The sequence below is a fragment of the Halopenitus malekzadehii genome (genome assembly GCF_900108505.1).
Classification (GTDB): Archaea; Halobacteriota; Halobacteria; order Halobacteriales; family Haloferacaceae; genus Halopenitus; species Halopenitus malekzadehii.
The window spans coordinates 23,511-39,007 of the sequence record NZ_FNWU01000010.1; the positions used below are offsets into that span (position 1 = coordinate 23,511).

Annotated in this window: 19 protein-coding genes; 10 read left to right on the forward strand and 9 right to left on the reverse strand. The window is 67.1% G+C overall.

The window, feature by feature from the left end:
• Positions 1–36 precede the first annotated feature (36 nt).
• A complete protein-coding gene (locus BLW38_RS12180) occupies positions 37–1,254 on the reverse strand; it encodes a substrate-binding domain-containing protein (protein ID WP_092817495.1) in 1,218 nt (405 codons plus the stop codon).
• A 247-nt stretch (positions 1,255–1,501) separates the two neighbouring features.
• Between BLW38_RS12180 and BLW38_RS12185 the strand changes: the two genes are divergently transcribed.
• Together BLW38_RS12185 and BLW38_RS12190 are read left to right on the forward strand one after the other, a co-directional pair.
• On the forward strand, positions 1,502–2,662 hold the full coding sequence (locus BLW38_RS12185; RefSeq protein ID WP_092817496.1) for a hypothetical protein: 1,161 nt from the start codon (positions 1,502–1,504) through the stop codon (positions 2,660–2,662).
• Between the two features lie 180 nt (positions 2,663–2,842).
• Complete coding sequence (locus BLW38_RS12190) at positions 2,843–3,643, forward strand: DUF7260 family protein (RefSeq protein WP_092817497.1); 801 nt, start codon at positions 2,843–2,845, stop codon at positions 3,641–3,643.
• A gap of 26 nt (positions 3,644–3,669) precedes the next feature.
• Here the strand turns inward: BLW38_RS12190 and BLW38_RS12195 are convergent, their stop codons facing one another.
• From BLW38_RS12195 to BLW38_RS12205, 3 genes are read right to left on the reverse strand one after another with little or no spacing between them, the layout of a single operon-like run.
• Positions 3,670–3,972 (reverse strand): DUF7533 family protein, encoded by a 303-nt coding sequence (locus BLW38_RS12195; protein ID WP_092817498.1) that lies wholly within the window; start codon positions 3,970–3,972, stop codon positions 3,670–3,672.
• Positions 3,973–3,996: 24 nt separating this feature from the next.
• Positions 3,997–4,260: a hypothetical protein gene (locus tag BLW38_RS12200; RefSeq protein ID WP_143040875.1), complete on the reverse strand. Its 264-nt coding sequence runs from the start codon at positions 4,258–4,260 to the stop codon at positions 3,997–3,999.
• A gap of 5 nt (positions 4,261–4,265) precedes the next feature.
• Positions 4,266–4,466, reverse strand: a complete 201-nt coding sequence (locus tag BLW38_RS12205; protein ID WP_092817500.1) for a hypothetical protein — start codon at positions 4,464–4,466, stop codon at positions 4,266–4,268.
• Between the two features lie 93 nt (positions 4,467–4,559).
• Here BLW38_RS12205 and BLW38_RS12210 point away from each other — a divergent pair, with 93 nt between their 5' ends.
• A complete protein-coding gene (locus BLW38_RS12210) occupies positions 4,560–5,225 on the forward strand; it encodes a riboflavin synthase (RefSeq protein WP_092817501.1) in 666 nt (221 codons plus the stop codon).
• 19 nt (positions 5,226–5,244) lie between these two features.
• Here BLW38_RS12210 and BLW38_RS12215 read toward each other — a convergent pair whose 3' ends face one another.
• Together BLW38_RS12215 and BLW38_RS12225 are read right to left on the reverse strand one after the other, a co-directional pair.
• Positions 5,245–5,985, reverse strand: a complete 741-nt coding sequence (locus BLW38_RS12215) for a protein sorting system archaetidylserine decarboxylase (RefSeq protein WP_245710207.1) — start codon at positions 5,983–5,985, stop codon at positions 5,245–5,247.
• Positions 5,986–6,176: 191 nt separating this feature from the next.
• Positions 6,177–6,359, reverse strand: a complete 183-nt coding sequence (locus BLW38_RS12225; RefSeq protein WP_245710203.1) for a hypothetical protein — start codon at positions 6,357–6,359, stop codon at positions 6,177–6,179.
• A 373-nt stretch (positions 6,360–6,732) separates the two neighbouring features.
• On the opposite strand from BLW38_RS12225, the gene BLW38_RS15935 reads away from it, so the two are divergent.
• From BLW38_RS15935 to BLW38_RS12240, 5 genes are read left to right on the forward strand one after another with little or no spacing between them, the layout of a single operon-like run.
• Positions 6,733–6,882 (forward strand): DUF2080 family transposase-associated protein, encoded by a 150-nt coding sequence (locus tag BLW38_RS15935; RefSeq protein WP_143040876.1) that lies wholly within the window; start codon positions 6,733–6,735, stop codon positions 6,880–6,882.
• 3 nt (positions 6,883–6,885) lie between these two features.
• Positions 6,886–8,109 carry an RNA-guided endonuclease InsQ/TnpB family protein gene (locus BLW38_RS12230; RefSeq protein WP_092817502.1) on the forward strand — a complete coding sequence of 408 codons (1,224 nt, stop codon included), beginning with the start codon at positions 6,886–6,888 and terminating at the stop codon, positions 8,107–8,109.
• Between the two features lie 44 nt (positions 8,110–8,153).
• Positions 8,154–8,402 carry an AbrB/MazE/SpoVT family DNA-binding domain-containing protein gene (locus BLW38_RS12235; protein WP_092817503.1) on the forward strand — a complete coding sequence of 83 codons (249 nt, stop codon included), beginning with the start codon at positions 8,154–8,156 and terminating at the stop codon, positions 8,400–8,402.
• Entirely contained in the window at positions 8,402–8,527 is a 126-nt protein-coding gene (locus tag BLW38_RS16695) for a hypothetical protein (RefSeq protein WP_281241172.1), read from the forward strand. The genes BLW38_RS12235 and BLW38_RS16695 overlap by 1 nt, the downstream gene beginning before the upstream one ends.
• 20 nt (positions 8,528–8,547) lie before the next feature.
• Positions 8,548–8,826, forward strand: a complete 279-nt coding sequence (locus BLW38_RS12240; protein ID WP_245710209.1) for a type II toxin-antitoxin system VapC family toxin — start codon at positions 8,548–8,550, stop codon at positions 8,824–8,826.
• Between the two features lie 103 nt (positions 8,827–8,929).
• On the opposite strand, the gene BLW38_RS12245 is transcribed toward BLW38_RS12240, so the two are convergent.
• Entirely contained in the window at positions 8,930–9,991 is a 1,062-nt protein-coding gene (locus BLW38_RS12245; RefSeq protein WP_092817504.1) for an AAA family ATPase, read from the reverse strand.
• Between the two features lie 182 nt (positions 9,992–10,173).
• On the opposite strand from BLW38_RS12245, the gene rnz reads away from it, so the two are divergent.
• Complete coding sequence (rnz, locus tag BLW38_RS12250; protein ID WP_092817505.1) at positions 10,174–11,109, forward strand: ribonuclease Z; 936 nt, start codon at positions 10,174–10,176, stop codon at positions 11,107–11,109.
• 189 nt (positions 11,110–11,298) lie between these two features.
• The gene (locus BLW38_RS12255) at positions 11,299–13,362 is read left to right on the forward strand and encodes a DUF460 domain-containing protein (protein ID WP_092817506.1); all 2,064 of its coding nucleotides are present in this window, start codon (positions 11,299–11,301) and stop codon (positions 13,360–13,362) included.
• A gap of 596 nt (positions 13,363–13,958) precedes the next feature.
• On the opposite strand, the gene BLW38_RS12260 is transcribed toward BLW38_RS12255, so the two are convergent.
• On the reverse strand, positions 13,959–14,660 hold the full coding sequence (locus BLW38_RS12260; RefSeq protein WP_092817507.1) for a cysteine hydrolase family protein: 702 nt from the start codon (positions 14,658–14,660) through the stop codon (positions 13,959–13,961).
• Positions 14,657–15,496, reverse strand: a complete 840-nt coding sequence (locus BLW38_RS12265; protein WP_092817508.1) for a YqcI/YcgG family protein — start codon at positions 15,494–15,496, stop codon at positions 14,657–14,659. Before BLW38_RS12265 ends, BLW38_RS12260 begins: the two co-directional genes overlap by 4 nt.
• Position 15,497: the final 1 nt, after the last annotated feature.

Below are 15,497 nucleotides of genomic sequence, written 5' to 3' on the forward strand. Positions count from 1 at the left end.
AAGATCGACGTGTCCCGACGGGTCAGTTCTCGCTCGTCAGGCCGGGTCCGGCAGCTTCTCCGCCTCGGACTCGATGTCGGCGGTCGGCAGCGGGATGTAGTTGTTGTCCTCGACGAAGACCGTCTGGCCGAACTCGGTCAAGAACATGTTCAGGAACGCGCCCTCGCGGCGGTCGGTCCCGCTCGGCGTCGCATCGGTGACCTTCGTGTACATGTGGAGGTCGCGGTTGAGCGGATACTCGCTGTCGAAGATCGTGTTCTCAGCGTCCCGGTCGGGTTCGTAGACTGTCCCCTCGAAGTTGATCGCGATCGGCTGGACCGCGTCGCTCGTGAACGCGAGTGCCATATACGCGATTGCGCCGTCATTGTTCGCGACCGCCTCGGCGACCTGCTGGTTCTGTCCGAACCGGGTGTCGACCCCGGACATCGACGCGTCGGCGCTGCCGAGCATGTTCAGCCGGAATGACGTGTCCGTTCCCGACCCCTCGGCACGACCGATCGCGTAGATCTCCTGATCGGGACCGCCGACCTCCGACCAGTTCGTGATCTCGTCCTGGTAGATCCCACGAATCTGCTCGCCGGTGAGCTGCTGGACGCCGTTCTCGTAGACGTCGCTGCTCACGACGACGGGCTGGCCGTCCCGGCCGACGACGTGGTCGACGAACTGCTCGTCCGCCTCGGACTCGCTGAGCCCGAGTTCCGCCGTGATCGGCCCCGAGGAGTTGCCGATGTCGACCAGCTCGTCCCGCACCGCCTCACAGCCCGTTCCGGAGTGGCTCAGGCTCACCGTCGTGTTGTACGGCGGGTTCGAGCGCTGGCCGGTCGGCTCGAAGCCGAACTGGCTCGCGAAGTAGTCGGCGAGGTACATGTCCGTCTCGATCTCGTCCCAGCCTGGGACCGACGTTTCGTCGTTCGACCCCCAGTACTCGCCGTCGCTCGGCGGCGCGTTCGCGTTCCAGTAGGAACTGCCCGTGTTCGAGATGGGATAGACCGTCGAGGATCCCTCGGCGGTGAGCAGCGCCGGGCCGCTCCCGCTCCCCGTCTCGGTGTCGTCGCCGTTCCCGCCGTTTCCGCTGCCGCCGTTCCCATTGCCGGACCCACCGTTGCCGCCGTTCCCGTTGCCGCCACCGTTGCCGCCGTCCGTCCCCGTGCTTCCGCTGCAGCCGGCCAACCCGGCCGCCCCCATCACGCCGCCGGAGGTGACCAGGAACTTTCGCCGTGATACGCCGGGTTCAGCCCAGTTACGGTCTGACATCACTGAAACGATCCGCGGGTCCTTGTAAACGGGTTTATATTTCTGATATATCTCCATTCGTATCGGTCCGGACTCGCGCGTAGTGGTCCGGGACCCCACCGAACCGTACGGTCCGATATTCCGGGGAATGGACGGCTATTGATGGTTACGAGTCCTATATAGGGATCAGTAGTGATCCCGTGTGAAACGGTCCGAACCGATCGGTTCTGACGGAAGATATACACGACGTCGCGCGGAACCCTTGCCCGTGACCGAGACAGACAGTTCCGCTCCGACCGACGCCGATGCGGCTGCCGCCGACACGGCATCGACCGCCGCCGATCCGACTGCTACCGACACGTCGACTGCGGAGTCGCTCCTCGATCACGACCCGACCGTCGAATCGGTCGCCACGGCGGTCGCCGCGGGAACCGATCGCGATCCCGCGGCGGTCCGACGGGACCTCGACCCCGTCTCCGACGACGGCGTTCTCACCCACGACGCGGTCGACGCCACCGTCTCGGACGTCTCCCAGATCCTCGCCACTGCGGAGACGCGTGTCGACCTCGCGACCCGGGCGGTCGACGACGTGAGGGCGGCGGCCGAACCGATGTCGGATCTCGGGACGGTTCGGGGTCGGTTTCGGACGCTCGAGCATCGCCTTGCTGCCCTGCAGCGCCGCACTGCCGAGCTCGGCGAGACGGTCGGGACCGCCCGCGACCGGCTCGGTACGCCCGTGGAGATCCACCGATCGGCGGTCGACCTGCGCGAGGCGGCCGCTGACGCACAGCGCGTCGTCCGGGTCGCGGACGACCTCGCGACCGACGTCGACGCGTTCGCGTCCTGGCTCGGGTCACCCGCCGAGCGCACCGAGGCGCTCGCGGCCGACGTCGAGGCGCTCGAGAAGTCGCTCCAGGAGCTGTCGACCGTGGTCGAAGGGCTGGAGGAGTCCTCGACGGCGGCTCGGACCCCGCCAACGATGGATGGTGGGAATGACGAGTGGATGGACGACGGTGGTGAGTGGATGGACGGGAATGATGAGTGGATGGACGACGGTGGCGAGTGGATCGACGAGGACGGCGACCGGACGCTCGAGGTCGACCGGACTGACGAGGATGCGTGGGCGGACGCGTTCGTTCGGACGCGCGTGCTCGACCTGCTGGTGGCCGACCTCCGATCGGAGACGGCGGACATACAGGAGATGACTGACCGCGAGGACGTGTCTGTTCCCGCACCGATCCCGGGGCGGATCGACGCCGCCGAGCGTCGCCGCGCCGCGCTTGCTGTGACGCTTTCGGAGCTGGCTGCACCCGGCTGGGACGACCGGATCGGCGCTCGGCTCGCCGCGACCGAGCGGGCGCTGGCGCGGTTCGACCCGCCCGTTCCCTGGGGTCGCGTTCGGGAGGCGCTCTCCGGGATCGAGCGGTGAGAATCCGTCGACGCGCTCCGTTCCTGCGTGCTCTGCTCGCGGCACCGTTTCCGTTCACGCCTGTGGCCCCGCTCCGTGTGCTATATAGCCATCCCTACCGCTCGGATCGACGGCTACCACTCCACGGAACGCAATAGATATCTTATAAGCGTTTAACCCCGATCCGCGAGGCGTCAACGTATGGCAACCGGATCGGCGACGCGACCGAACGACGAGCGGATCGGCGATCGGCTCGCGGACCTCCGGCAGACGGTTCGGACCGAGCGCCGTCGTGTCGTCGACGAACGGCAGGCGTTCGCCGCCTTTCGAAAGCGGCTCTCCGAGATCGGTCCGCGGGAGACGACTCGGACCTCGGTGTCGACGCCTCTCGTCGGCGATGCCCACGTGTCAGTTGCCACGCCCGGACTGTGTGCGGTGCGCGACGCCTACGAGGAGACGGTGATGAGCGTCCCACACTACGCCGTCGACTACGACGATACCTATCCCGAAAGCCTTGCGGCGGAGTTCGGGCGCGAACTGTCCGTCACGCTCACTACCGGGACCGCCTTCGATCCCGCGATCAAGCGGGAACTCGGGCGCGTCGCCGGCGTTCGTCGCGACCGCCGCGCGGATCTGCTCGACACGCTCGATGCGGAGGCGACCTCTCTCGACGAACTCGGAACCCGGCTCCCGGCGCTGGCCCGCGACGTCGATGACCTGGGGGGTGTCGACGTCGACGACAGCGGTTTCGGCGCCCTCGAGGCATACCACGCCCGGGCGGGGACGTTGCGTGACCGGTGTGAGACGGTCGCGCAGAAACGACAAGCGGCCATCCGTCGCCAGCGCCGCGATCTTCGCGTTCCGGGCGAAACCCGGGACGTTCCACGATACCTCTACGTCGACTGCGAGGCGACCTATCCCGTGTTGGCGATGATCGCCGATCTGACCGACCGTGCCGCGTCGGTCCGGTCTCGGGTCGAGACGGCGATCGCGGAGTGGTGATCCCCGTCAGACGGCCGTCGATCCCCTCACTCCTCGGACGATCCGTCGACGTCGGCCCGATCGGCGCTTCCCGCGGCCGGCTCCTCGGCGTCGTCGCTTCCGGCCGCTCGGAGCCGGCTCGGGAGCAGCCCCGCCAGGAGTCCGCGGAGGATCCGCTCGGGATCCAGAAAGTACTGCGGGAGGACGACCATCGCGACCGCGATCACGACCATCGCGACGCCGAGCGTCGTCTCCCCGTCGAGAACACGCACCACGCCGTAGTTGGCCACCGGGATCGCGAAGATCAGCGTGGTCGCGAGGCCGATCGTGTCGAGGAGGCCGAGTCGCATCGCCGATCGGTATCCGCCGCCGGTTTATAAGCGCCGCGGCGAGTGCCAGAAGAGGCCGTCCGCGATCAGGAGGCCACAGACGAGGGATGCGCCCGCAGCTGGGATCGCCGTGGGACCCATCGCCAGCCGGCCGACGCCGTAGATACCGATGAATAACGCCGGGATGAGCGCGAGCCGCAGGTCCTCCCGCGAGGGGCTCGTGGCGTCGTCGACGTGAAACGCGCTCGCGATCGCGACCACGACGTCCTCGACGGCGTCCTTCTCGAGCCCGAACGGTGACGACGACACGGTCGTCACTCCATATACCCGAGATCGCGGAGTTTCTGTCCGATCTCGCGGGCCTCCGACTCGGAGATCTCGTCGGTCGACTCCATCTCCCGGACGACGACGTGTTTCACGAACTCCTTGACCGAGCCGAACGGCTCGTCCTCGATGTACTCCTCGACGTCCGCCACGAACTCCTTGCGCAGCGATATCGTCGTGTACTCGCTCATATGACCCGGTCGTCGCTCCGAGCTTATAAATATTCATTATATGTAATTACAGCGGGACGACACCGACTTCACGCCCCCGCTCGAAGCGATCCTATGTTCACCGGGATCGTCGAGACCGCCGGCGAGGTCGTCGGCGTCAAGGAGACCGCGGACGGGCGTCGGATCGCGATCGCTGCCCCCGGCCTCTCGGAGCTGTATCACGGCCAGTCGATAAGCGTCAGCGGCGTCTGTCTGACGGTCGAGGCGTACGGGGACGACGTGCGCGTCGCGGACGACGGGACGGCGACGGGCCCCGATCGCTCCACGGACGCCGGCGCCGGCGACGACGTCGGCGTCTTCGAGGTGTTCCTCGCGAGTGAGACGGTCGCGAAGACGTACCTCGGCGACCTCGGCGTCGGCGACGTCGTCAACGTCGAGCGCGCGATGCTGGCCGACGGGCGCTTCGACGGCCACCTCGTCCAGGGCCACGTCGACACGGTCGCGACCGTCGAGGCCATCGAGCCCGTCGGCGAGGACTGGCGGTTCACGTTCGCGCTCCCCGTCGACCATGCACGATACGTGGTTCAAAAGGGCTCGGTCGCCCTCGACGGGATCTCACTCACGGTCGCGGACCGCCGTGAGGACGCCTTCGACGTGGCGATCATTCCGACCACCTACGAACTCACGACGCTCTCGGAGAAGGAGCCCGGCGACCCGGTCCACCTGGAGGTCGACGTGATCGCGAAGTACGTCGAGGGGATGATCGACGGGTACGTCTAGGACGTCCCGCGGGACGTATTCATATCCGCGCCAGCACGGTCTCGCCGGCCCGAACCGTCTCGCCCTCCCGGACGCACAGGTCCGACCGGCTCACCGACGGCGGGAACAGCACGTCGGCGCGTGAGCCGAACGAGACGTGGCCGATACGCTGGCCCCGTTCGATCTCGTCGCCGGCCGCGACGTGAGGGTGGATCCGGCGGGCGAACCAGCCCGCGATGAGGAACACCTCGTGATCGTCGCAGTCGATCACGAGCTGCTCGTTCCGGTCGGAGTCCTTGCTGAAGGCGGGTTTATAAGCGCCGGGCCGATGGCGAACCGCCGCCACCGTTCCCGACAGGGGTGCGCGGTTCACGTGGACGTCGGTGACGTTCATGAAGACCCCGACGCGCAGGCGGTCGCCCTCCTCACGGACCACCGATACCGTCCCGTCAGCAGGTGAGACGGCGGCGATCGTTGTTGGTTCCGTCGGTTCATCCGGTTCTCCCGAGTCGTCCAGTTCCGTCGTCCTGTCCGGCTCCGTCGTCCTGTCCGACTCCCTCGCGTCATCCGGTTCCATCGTCCCGTTCGACCCTCCCGACCCGTCGAGGTCCGGCGGCGATCGCGGCGGATCGCGATGGAACCACAGGACCCCGATCGCGAGCGCGAGGAGGGCGAGGCCCGCGGGCGGGACGAAGACGAGCACCGCCGCGCCGAGTAGCGCCGGCGGCCGGGCGAGCCGCCAGGCGTCGTCGACGACCGGGAACGGCAGGAGACGGGCCAGCGGCGGCTGGGCGTCCGACCGAGATTCCGACGGAGGGGCATCCGAACCGGCTTGTGGCGTGGTCGATCGGTCGTGGGACACTGTGGATCGACTTACGCGCCGCATCGGTCAAAAGACCGGGGGTCGCTGCGGGTGACGAGTAGTTCCACGGGACCTCTCCGGGTCGAGATCCGAGGCGGCTCACGCCGTCGTCAGCACTCGGTCGTCTCGTGGAGCTCTTCGGGGAGTCGATCGAGACAGATCTCGAGGAATCCCAGTGGCGCTTCGACCTCGATGTGTCCGGGGTCGTGGATCGTTTCCTCACCTGTCTCTCGCTGAAAGTGTGTCGTCCCGAGATCCGGATGGTCATCGTCCTTGTGCCAACCGAGGGTCACCAGGTCATCGATCCAGTGTACACGTTGTACGTCCGTCCCCTCTCGTGGCCGCCACAGAACTTCCAGTTTTCGCCGTTGGTCGTGGAAACAACGTTCCAAGGAACAGCTCCACGTCAACGTCCACGACGACGGTCCGCGGACGAAGGCGAGATGGCTCATACCGGACCGCAGTGAATCCCGGCACGTTTTTTTTTTTACCTGAATACAGGCGCTAAGGCCCCACCCTCAAGGAGCACTGCAGTCCGCGAAGCGGACAAGGAGCGCAGTAGGGTGGGGATACAGCGCCGTCATCGTCTCTCTTGCGTGCGATACAGCCGGTCCGCAGCCCCACGTTCCGTAACGCTTATGTACCTACTCAGTCTATACGTAGTGTATGGGCCAGTTCGAACTCGACGGTCACGAAGTCGTGGACCGCGACGTGAAAGCCACCGGCAACGGCGCTCACGTCTACGTCCCGAAACGGTGGCTCGGCGAGGACGTGAAGGTCGTTCGTGTGTCCGACCGTGGCTCAGACGACGAGTAGGCCATGAACTACAATTACAGGTATCGGCTCAATCCGACCGACGCCCTCAAAGAGCGGTTAGCGTGGACCGTCGATACCTGCCGGCAGGTCTACAATCACTTTCTCCACCGACTGAACCGGGGAGACGACACCTCGGCCTACTCGGAACAGAAGCGCCTGCCGGACCTCAAGGACTGGTGGACCGACCTGAAAGACGTTCACTCGAAAGTCCTTCAGAAAGTCGTTCAGCGGTTGTACGACAACCTCTCGACCCTTCGCGGTCGCAAAGACAACGGCTACCGCGTCGGCACCCTCAACTGGAAGGGACCGGACGAGTACCGCAGTTTCACCTACAGTCAATCCGGCTTCGAACTCAAGAACACGAGTGGTCGGACGCGACTGTGGCTCTCGAAACTCGGCGAGATACCGCTCACCCTCCACCGCGACCTGCCCGACGACGCCGACGTGAAGACCGTCACTGTCAAGCAGGAACCCACCGGGGACTGGTACGCCATCCTCGGCGTCGAAACGCCCGACGACCCGCCCGAGAAACCCGACGAACTCACCGACGTAGTGGGCATCGACGTAGGTGTCCTGAAGTACGCCCACGACACCGACGGAACCGCCGTCGAGTCGCCGGACCTCGGCGACGAACGCGAGCGGTTGAAACGCGCCCAACGCAACCTCTCACGGAAGGAGCACGGGTCGAACAACTACCGCGACCAACAGCGTACCGTCGCCCGACGCCACGCCGACCTGAAACGGAAACGCCGCGATTTCCTCCACAAACTCTCGGCGTACTACGCCCGGGAGTACGACCTCGTGGCCGTCGAAAATCTCGACGCGAAGGGGTTGATCGAACTCCCCGGCAACTCCCGCAACCGGGCCGGAGCAGCGTGGGGAACATTCCTGCGGATGCTCGAATACAAGTGCAAACGCGACGGCACGCACTTCGTCGCGGTCGAGCCGGCAGGGACGACCAAGGAGTGCGCGGCCTGCGGTGTCGAGACAGACAAGCCGTTGTGGGTCCGCGAACACTCCTGCCCGGCGTGTGGGTTCACGGCGGACAGGGATTGGAACGCGGCCTACAACATCCTCGTTCGCGGTCTCAAGCAAGTAGGGACGGGCTGTCCCGAATCAACGCCTGCGGAGACTGCGCTCCCTACGGGGACCACTTCGGTCCCTGCAAAGCGCGTCGTGGAAACAGGAAGCCCCACCCTCAACGAGCGAGCGAAAGCGAGCGAGTAGGGTGGGGAGGAAGTCACTTTCGTAAGTGCCGCGTACACCCGGATATGTCCCACGAGATCGAGAACGAAACGACGGTCAACGAGAGCTACTCGATCACGGTTCCGGCGGCGGTACGTCAAGCCGCCGGCGTCGAAGCGGGTGACAAACTCCGCTGGCACGTGGACGAGGACGGGACGATCTCGGTCGAACTCGTCAAACAGCGCTACGGCGCGTTTTCACGGCTGGATCCGGTTGACATCGGCGAATCAACCGACGCCGCGGAGGACCACGATCTCATCGCTGGGGACTCGTGATGTCGACGGTCGTCGTTGATGCGAACGTCCTCATCGCTGCCCGTCTCTCACGCGACCAGAACCACGAGCGAGGGACCGAGATCGCGGACGCGATAGATCGACCCTCCCGACGGCATACGTCCTGAGCGACGTTCTCGAGGAAGTCATCAATTATCTCCAGGCGAGAGCGGGACACGACGTGGCTATCGAGACTCTTGATGCGCTCATCGAGAGCAGCGGATTCTCACTTCTGCAGACCTCAAAAGCGGATTTTAACGCCGGTCGATCGGTGTTTCGACGGTACGAATCGCTCTCGTTGACTGATGCCGTCATCGTCGCAACGATGGAGCGTGAGGGGATCGACCATCTGTACAGCTTCGACGACGGATTTGACGGGATTCCCGAACTCACTCGTCTCACCACTCCGGATAACCCATTCGAGTGATGCTCCCTCTGTAGCACTTCTGATACGCTTTCAGGCCGCTACACCGCCCCGAACCGTCGGGCCACGAACGTCGACCCCTCAGGCCGCCGCGCGTCCCGATCCCTCAGGCTGCCACGCTCGTCGCCTCGGAGTCCCGGAGATCGACCGCGATGGTCTCCCGGCCGGCCGCCCACGCGGCGAGCAGGTGCGTGAGGTGGAGCTGGTCGTCGAGCCCCTCGGCGAGCTGCAGGTCGACGTCGCCGGCAAGCGTGTGGAGGCGTGCGAGCTCCGCACCGCCGTACGTCGATCCGGCGCGGGCTACCCGGAGGATCTCGCGGAGGAGGCCCGGACCGTCGTACCCCTCGTCGTCGAGCAGGTCGCCGAGCGTGCTCCGGGCGTCGGCGAGGTCCCCGTCCACGGCGGCCGCGAGCGCCTCGCGGATCGCCTCGTCGTGGCCGATCTCTCCGAGCGTCTCGTAGGCGGTCGACATTGTCACTTCCCCACCCTCGACCGCGGTCGCCTGCGCGGAGAGGATCGCTCGCCGGAGGTCACCACCCGCGGCGCTGGCGACGAACTCGAGGCCGTCGTCGTCGTAGTCGACGTCCTCGCGGTCGCAGATCGTCGCGAGCACGTCGATCGTCTCGTCGATCGTCGGCGCACGCAGCCGGATCGGGAAGCACCGCGACCGGATCGGCGGGATGAGCTTCGTCGGTTGGCGGGTCGTGATCACGAACTGCGTCGTCCGGTGGTGCCGTTCCATCACGCGCCGCAGCGCCTGCTGGAAGTCCTCACGGATCGCCTCGGCGTTATCGAGGACGATCGTCTTGTAGTCGCCGCTCATCGGCGCGTAGGCGGCCGACTCCGTGAGCACCCGGTTTATCATGTCGCGCTTCGCCATCCCGCTGCGCCCCGTGAGGAACGACTCGAAACGCGGGTCGGTGCGGATCTCCTTTTTCGTCCGCCCGAAGAAGTCGGCGACGTTGATCTCGATCAGGTCGTTGTCGGGATCGGCGTGCGCCGCACGGGCGAGCGCCCGGGTCGCGGCCGTCTTGCCGACGCCCGGCGGCCCCTGCACCACGAGGTTCATCGGCTCGCTGAGCGCGCGATCGAACCGCTCCCTGGCCTCGGCCTGCTGGATCTCCGCAAGGTCGGGCGCGTGCCGGCTCGTCCACAGCGGTCCGTCCATTACTGGGTCCTCGGGGACCCGCAGTCAAGAATCGGTCGATCGGTGAGGTCGATCGGCTGCGTCTCGGTCGATGGCAGTGGCCCAGTCGGCCGATCGGTGGCAGTGATCCGGTCGACCGGTCGGCGGCGTCCGCCAGCCCCCCTTTCGACACCGGTTTATAAGCGCCGCTCGCACCTGACGGTATGTCCTTGCGCGTGACCTTCCTCGGGACCGGCGGCGCCGTCCCGACCACCGAACGAGCCCCAAGCGCCGTGTTCTGCAACCGCGATGGCGATCGGTTGCTCTTCGACTGCGGCGAGGGGACCCAACGCCAGATGATGCGGTTCGGTACCGGGTTCACCGTCGACCATATCTTCATCTCACACCTCCACGGTGACCACGTCCTCGGACTTCCCGGCCTGATCCAGACGATGGACTTCAACGATCGCACCGAGCCCCTGACGATCCACTGCCCGCCGAACACGACCCGACACCTCCACGACCTCGTTCACGCCGCGGGTCACGACCCCGCCTTTCAGGTGCGGTTCTCCGAGGTCGCACCCGGAACCGTCGCGCTCGACGCCGACGAGTACGCAGTCCACGCCTTCGAGACGTCACACGGCACGCGATCACAGGGGTACGTCCTCGAGGAGGACGACCGGCCGGGGCGGTTCGATCGACCGAAGGCCGAGGAGCTGGGTGTCCCCGTTGGGCCCAAGTTCGGCCGGCTCCACGAGGGCGAGCCCGTCGAACTCGCGGACGGCACCGTGGTCCGTCCCGAGCAGGTCGTCGGTCCGCCTCGTCCGGGCCGCCGCATCGTCTACACCGCCGACACCCGCCCGCAGGAGCGCACCGTCGAGGTCGCCGCGGACGCGGACCTGCTGATCCACGACGCCACCTTTGCCGACGATATGGCGGATCGCGCGCGCAAAACTGCCCACTCGACCGGTCGTGAAGCCGCCGGGATCGCCGACCGCGCCGGCGTGGCGCGGCTCGCGCTGATACACGTCTCCTCGCGGTACGCCGGCGACGCCTCGGCGATCGAACGGGAGGCCCGCGAGGCCTTTGCCCGCGAGTGTTTCGTTCCGGGTGATGGCCGGACGATCGACGTTCCGTATCCGGACGCCGAGGACGACTGAGCCACCGATCGTCGAGATCGTCGATCACGACCCAGCAGACAGCCATTCGTTGCCGATCCGGCAAACAGCCATTCGTCGCGGATCCATTAATCATCGAACACGGCGTACTGGAACCGGTCCTCCGACTCCCGGTCAGCGTCGATCCCCCTCGCCGTGGAGTATTTATCCGTCGATCGCCTACCGCCGGACGTGACTGCCCGGACCGTTCGCGCCCTCGACCGTCCGGTGTTCGGAGTCGACGTCCAAAGCGGCGACGTCCGCGGGGACGCTCCCGCGTACGCGCTCGTCACCCTCACCCCGCTGTCCGCAGCCGAGGAGGACGCGGTGCCGGAGGCAGAGCGTCCCGACGTCGACGGACCGATCGCCCGGGTCGACCGCGACGTCGTCTCCCTCCGGAAGCTCCTCCGACTGATCGACGAGCGTGAGCCGGCCCGGATCGCCACCGACAACGCCTACGAGCTGGCGGCCGACACGGGCGAGCTCGTCCAGCTCCTCCGGTCGTTACCGGACGGAACTCGGCTCGTCCAGGTGACCGGCGCCGAACGACCCGAACCCCTCTCGCGGGTGGCCTCCCGCCACGGCATCCCCTACGACTCCGACCCGATGGCGGAGGCGGAGGCGGCCGCCCGGCTCGCGGCGGCCAACGTCGGCCACGAGGTGACGGCGTTCACGGACGAGACCACCGTGAAGGTCGCTCGGGGTCGATCGACCGGCAAGGGCGGGTGGAGCCAGGACCGGTACACCCGCCGGATCCACGGCAACGTGAAAAAGCGGAGCCGACAGGTCGAATCGGAGCTCCGGTCGGCGAACCTCGAGTACGACCGCGAGGTGACCGAGAAGTACGGCGGCTACGCCAACGCCGTTTTCACGGTTTCGGCCCGCCCCGAGGACATCCCCGTCTCGAACTCCCGGGCGGGCGACGTCCGCGTCGAGGTCGAACGCGAACGGCGGGACGGGATCGCCTATGAACCGCTCGTGCAGCGGCGCGACCACGTGATCGTCGGGATCGATCCCGGCACGACGACCGCGGCGGCCGTGGTCGGCCTCGACGAAACGGTCCACGACGTGTACTCCACCAGAACCGCCGACACCGCCGAGGTCATCGAGTGGGTGATCGAGCGCGGTCGCCCGACGATCGTCGCGGCCGACGTCGAGCCGATGCCCGATACCGTTGAGTCGATCCGGCGCTCGTTCGACGCGGCCGGGTGGATCCCCGACAGCGACCTCCCGGTCGACGAGAAGCTCCACCGGACCCGCGAGTTCGCGACCGACAACGACCACGAGCGGGACGCGCTGGCGGCGGCCCTGTACGCGCTCGACGACCACGCCGACCAGTTCGACCGGATCGCCGAGAAGACCCCACCACGGCTCGACCGGGAGGCCGTGATCGCCCGCGTCGTGTCAGGCGAGGAGTCGGTCGAGACGGTCATCGACGATCTCCGCGACGACGCGGGCGACGGGGGCGGTGAGGGGTCTGCAGACGAGGGAGACGGAGGTGGCGGCGACAGCGACGCCGAACCCGAACGCACCGAGGAGGAACGCGAGATACGCCGGCTCCGCGACCGCGTCGAGCGACTCGAGGGGCACGTCGACGACCTGACCGACAAACTCGACGACCGCGACGACCGGATCGAGGACCTCGAGACCGAACTCTCCGAGGCCAAACGCCAGGAGCGGATCGAGGCCCGTGAGCGGCGCGCGGTCTCCCGGCTCGAGCGCGAGACGGACCGGCTCGAGCGCGAGCGCGACGAGGCCCGCGAGCGCGCCGACCGCCTCGCCGAGAAGCTCGAGCGGCTCAAGGCGCTCTGGAAGCTCGACCACTCCGACTTCGCCGACGTCGCGGCGGGGCGCGACCTCGTGGCCGTCAAGGCGGTCGAGCAGTTCACCCGCGCCGCGATCGAGACGGCCGACCGCGAGTACGGCCTCGCCGCCGGCGACGTGGTCTATCTCCGGGATGCCTCGGGTGCGGGCCGGCAGACTGCCGCGTTGCTGGCGGAGACGGAACCCCGCCTCGTTCTGAAGGAGGGGACGCTTTCCGAGGCGGCCGACGCCGTCCTCTTCGAGGAGTCGGTCCCGGTCGCGCCGGCCGACGACGTCGCCCTGCAGGAGGTCGACGACCTCGCGGTCGCCCGCGAGAGCGACGTCGAGGCCGCCATCGACGACTGGGAGCGACGGGCACGCGAGCGGGAACGCCAGCAACAGAGCGAGCTCGTCGATCAGATCATCTCCGAGCACCGGGCCGAGCGGTCGTGAGGGTGGCGGCGCCGGTCGTCGGGTCGTCAGGTCAGCGGCGACGTCGGTCGTCGGGTCGTCAGGTCGTCAGGTCGTCAGGTCGTCAGGTCGTCAGGTCGTCAGGCCGAACGGGCGATATGAACGAGCGGAAACGTGTCTGAGTGGGATCGCCCCGCCGAGCCCCCGTGTCGTCGTGGAGCCAGCGGCGATTTTGCGCGTGGCACCGCCGTCGGCTGAGACGGCGGATCGGTTGGAGCGGGGCCGGTCGGCGGGCGATCCCGGTGCAGATCCACAGTGCGGACGTGTCTCAGGACCTCGCTGTGTGTCTGGCCATCAGGCGTCGTGGGTCGGCGGCCGGTACGTCTCGGGCGGTCGTCGGTCCTCCATCGCTTTCGTTCGTCCCGTGGTCGATCACCTCTCCTCCATCGGTCCCTTCGCCACTCACCAATCAAACGATTCTGTCATTTTATGACTCGTAGGAGTCCTTTTGTCTCCTTTCTCACGTGAGAAAAAGACACTCAAGTAGTATATAAGTGTATTCCTTAAACACTCTTAATAGTAAAAACCGATCGATGCCGATTCGGGATCAGTCCCACCGGGAACGGTCCCGTCCGGGATCAGGCCGACTCCGAGCCGTGGTCGATCGCCCGTTCTCGAACCGACGCCGCCGTCTCGATCCGGGCGAACTCGCCTTCGAGGTGCGCTAGCGCGGTCCGGTGGACGAGGTCGGCGCCGAACGACTCGCCGTCGAGGTCGCGGTCGAAGCTCGCGGTCGCGTCCCGAACGACGGTCACCGTGAAGCCGCGGTTCTCGGCCATCCGCGTCGTCGTCGAGACGCAGTGGTCGGTGGTGAGCCCGCAGATCACCAGCCTATCGGAGCCGTGCTCGCGGAGCCACTCCTCGAGGTCGGTCCCGACGAACGCGCCGTTGACCCGCTTCGTGACGAGGTGTTCGCGTTCACCGTCGGCGGGCTCGAATCCCTCCTTGAACGCGAACCCGGGCTGGTCCCCGCGAAGCGGCGAGTCCGGCTCAGTCGAGTCGTGGCGCACGTGTACGACCGGGAGATCCGACTCACGCCAGGCCGCAAGCAGCGTTCGCGCGTTCGCCTCGGCGTCGGGATTGTTGCGGGTGCCCCAGCCGGGTTCGTCGAACCCGCGCTGGAAGTCGACGAGCACGAGGACGGGGGCGTCGCCGTTCCGTGGCCCGGTTTCGTGGTTCCGTGCCCCGGATTCGTGGTTCCGTGCCCCGGATTCGTGGTCCCGTGGCCCGGTTCCGCGATCTCCGTTCGCCGCTCCCGTCGATCCCCGTTCGTCGGTCATCGCTGCGCCTCCTGCGGGATCGACGGAGTCACCGGCTCCGTCTCGACCAGCCGCGTCGACTTGGGATGCTCGCGGCTGATCGCGATCGGCGGCTCCGACGGAGCCTGGTCCTCGTCGGACGAGAGCATATACTGGGACCACTCTCGGTCGCCCTTATGGCCCCAGTCGCCGAGGTCGGCGTGCGGACAGACGCCGTCGTAGTCGGCGAGCCGGTCCTGGATGATTTCGCGGGCACGATCGCCCTTCTCGGTGTCGGCAGTGACGTCCAGCTCCTCGAAGAGGGCTCGCGGCTGGAAGGTGATCTCGAGGCCGATCGGACAGTACCGGCTCTTGCGGTCCGCATAAAACGGTGCCCGACACGTCGGAAAGATCGGCTCGCCGGCGAAACAGAACTCCCAGTAGGGGTCGTCAGGGTCGGTCGGGATCCCGTCTGGCCACGGGTCGGGGTCGTGGACGTGGAGAAACTGGAGGACGTTCCAGAGGTGCTCGTGATAGGCGGCCTCCGACAGCGGTCGGTCCGGCGGTTTGAAGAACGTCACCAGCGAGGCGTGGTCGTCGTACTCCGGATAGACGTCGAGATACGCCTGCAGCGTTCGGCCTAGATCCACCAGCGCCGCCGGATCGGTCATCGAGTCGACGGCGGTATAGAGGGGTGCACCCGCCTCCACCGAGCGCGCGCCGAAGTAGCACGGAAACGGGGACCCGTTCCGCTCGCCGAGCAGCCCCTCACGGAACGTCCGCCAGTGGTCGGCCACCCAGTCGGGCGCGGTTCCGTCGTCGACGCGCGCCGCGATCGTCTCCTGCGTGTGGAGCCCGCCAACGATCGGGTCGGTCATA

Bases quoted from the DNA above. Each gene is read 5' to 3' on its own strand.
- BLW38_RS12235 (WP_092817503.1), top strand. From the start codon at position 8,154: ATGTCCCACGAGATCGAGAACGAAACGACGGTCAACGAGAGCTACTCG.
- BLW38_RS12265 (WP_092817508.1), bottom strand. From the start codon at position 15,496: ATGACCGACCCGATCGTTGGCGGGCTCCACACGCAGGAGACGATCGCG.
- BLW38_RS12230 (WP_092817502.1), top strand. From the start codon at position 6,886: ATGAACTACAATTACAGGTATCGGCTCAATCCGACCGACGCCCTCAAA.
- BLW38_RS12205 (WP_092817500.1), bottom strand. From the start codon at position 4,466: ATGAGCGAGTACACGACGATATCGCTGCGCAAGGAGTTCGTGGCGGAC.
- BLW38_RS12260 (WP_092817507.1), bottom strand. From the start codon at position 14,660: ATGACCGACGAACGGGGATCGACGGGAGCGGCGAACGGAGATCGCGGA.
- rnz (WP_092817505.1), top strand. From the start codon at position 10,174: ATGTCCTTGCGCGTGACCTTCCTCGGGACCGGCGGCGCCGTCCCGACC.
- BLW38_RS12195 (WP_092817498.1), bottom strand. From the start codon at position 3,972: ATGCGACTCGGCCTCCTCGACACGATCGGCCTCGCGACCACGCTGATC.
- BLW38_RS15935 (WP_143040876.1), top strand. From the start codon at position 6,733: ATGGGCCAGTTCGAACTCGACGGTCACGAAGTCGTGGACCGCGACGTG.
- BLW38_RS12190 (WP_092817497.1), top strand. From the start codon at position 2,843: ATGGCAACCGGATCGGCGACGCGACCGAACGACGAGCGGATCGGCGAT.
- BLW38_RS16695 (WP_281241172.1), top strand. From the start codon at position 8,402: ATGTCGACGGTCGTCGTTGATGCGAACGTCCTCATCGCTGCCCGTCTC.
- BLW38_RS12245 (WP_092817504.1), bottom strand. From the start codon at position 9,991: ATGGACGGACCGCTGTGGACGAGCCGGCACGCGCCCGACCTTGCGGAG.
- BLW38_RS12180 (WP_092817495.1), bottom strand. From the start codon at position 1,254: ATGTCAGACCGTAACTGGGCTGAACCCGGCGTATCACGGCGAAAGTTC.
- BLW38_RS12210 (WP_092817501.1), top strand. From the start codon at position 4,560: ATGTTCACCGGGATCGTCGAGACCGCCGGCGAGGTCGTCGGCGTCAAG.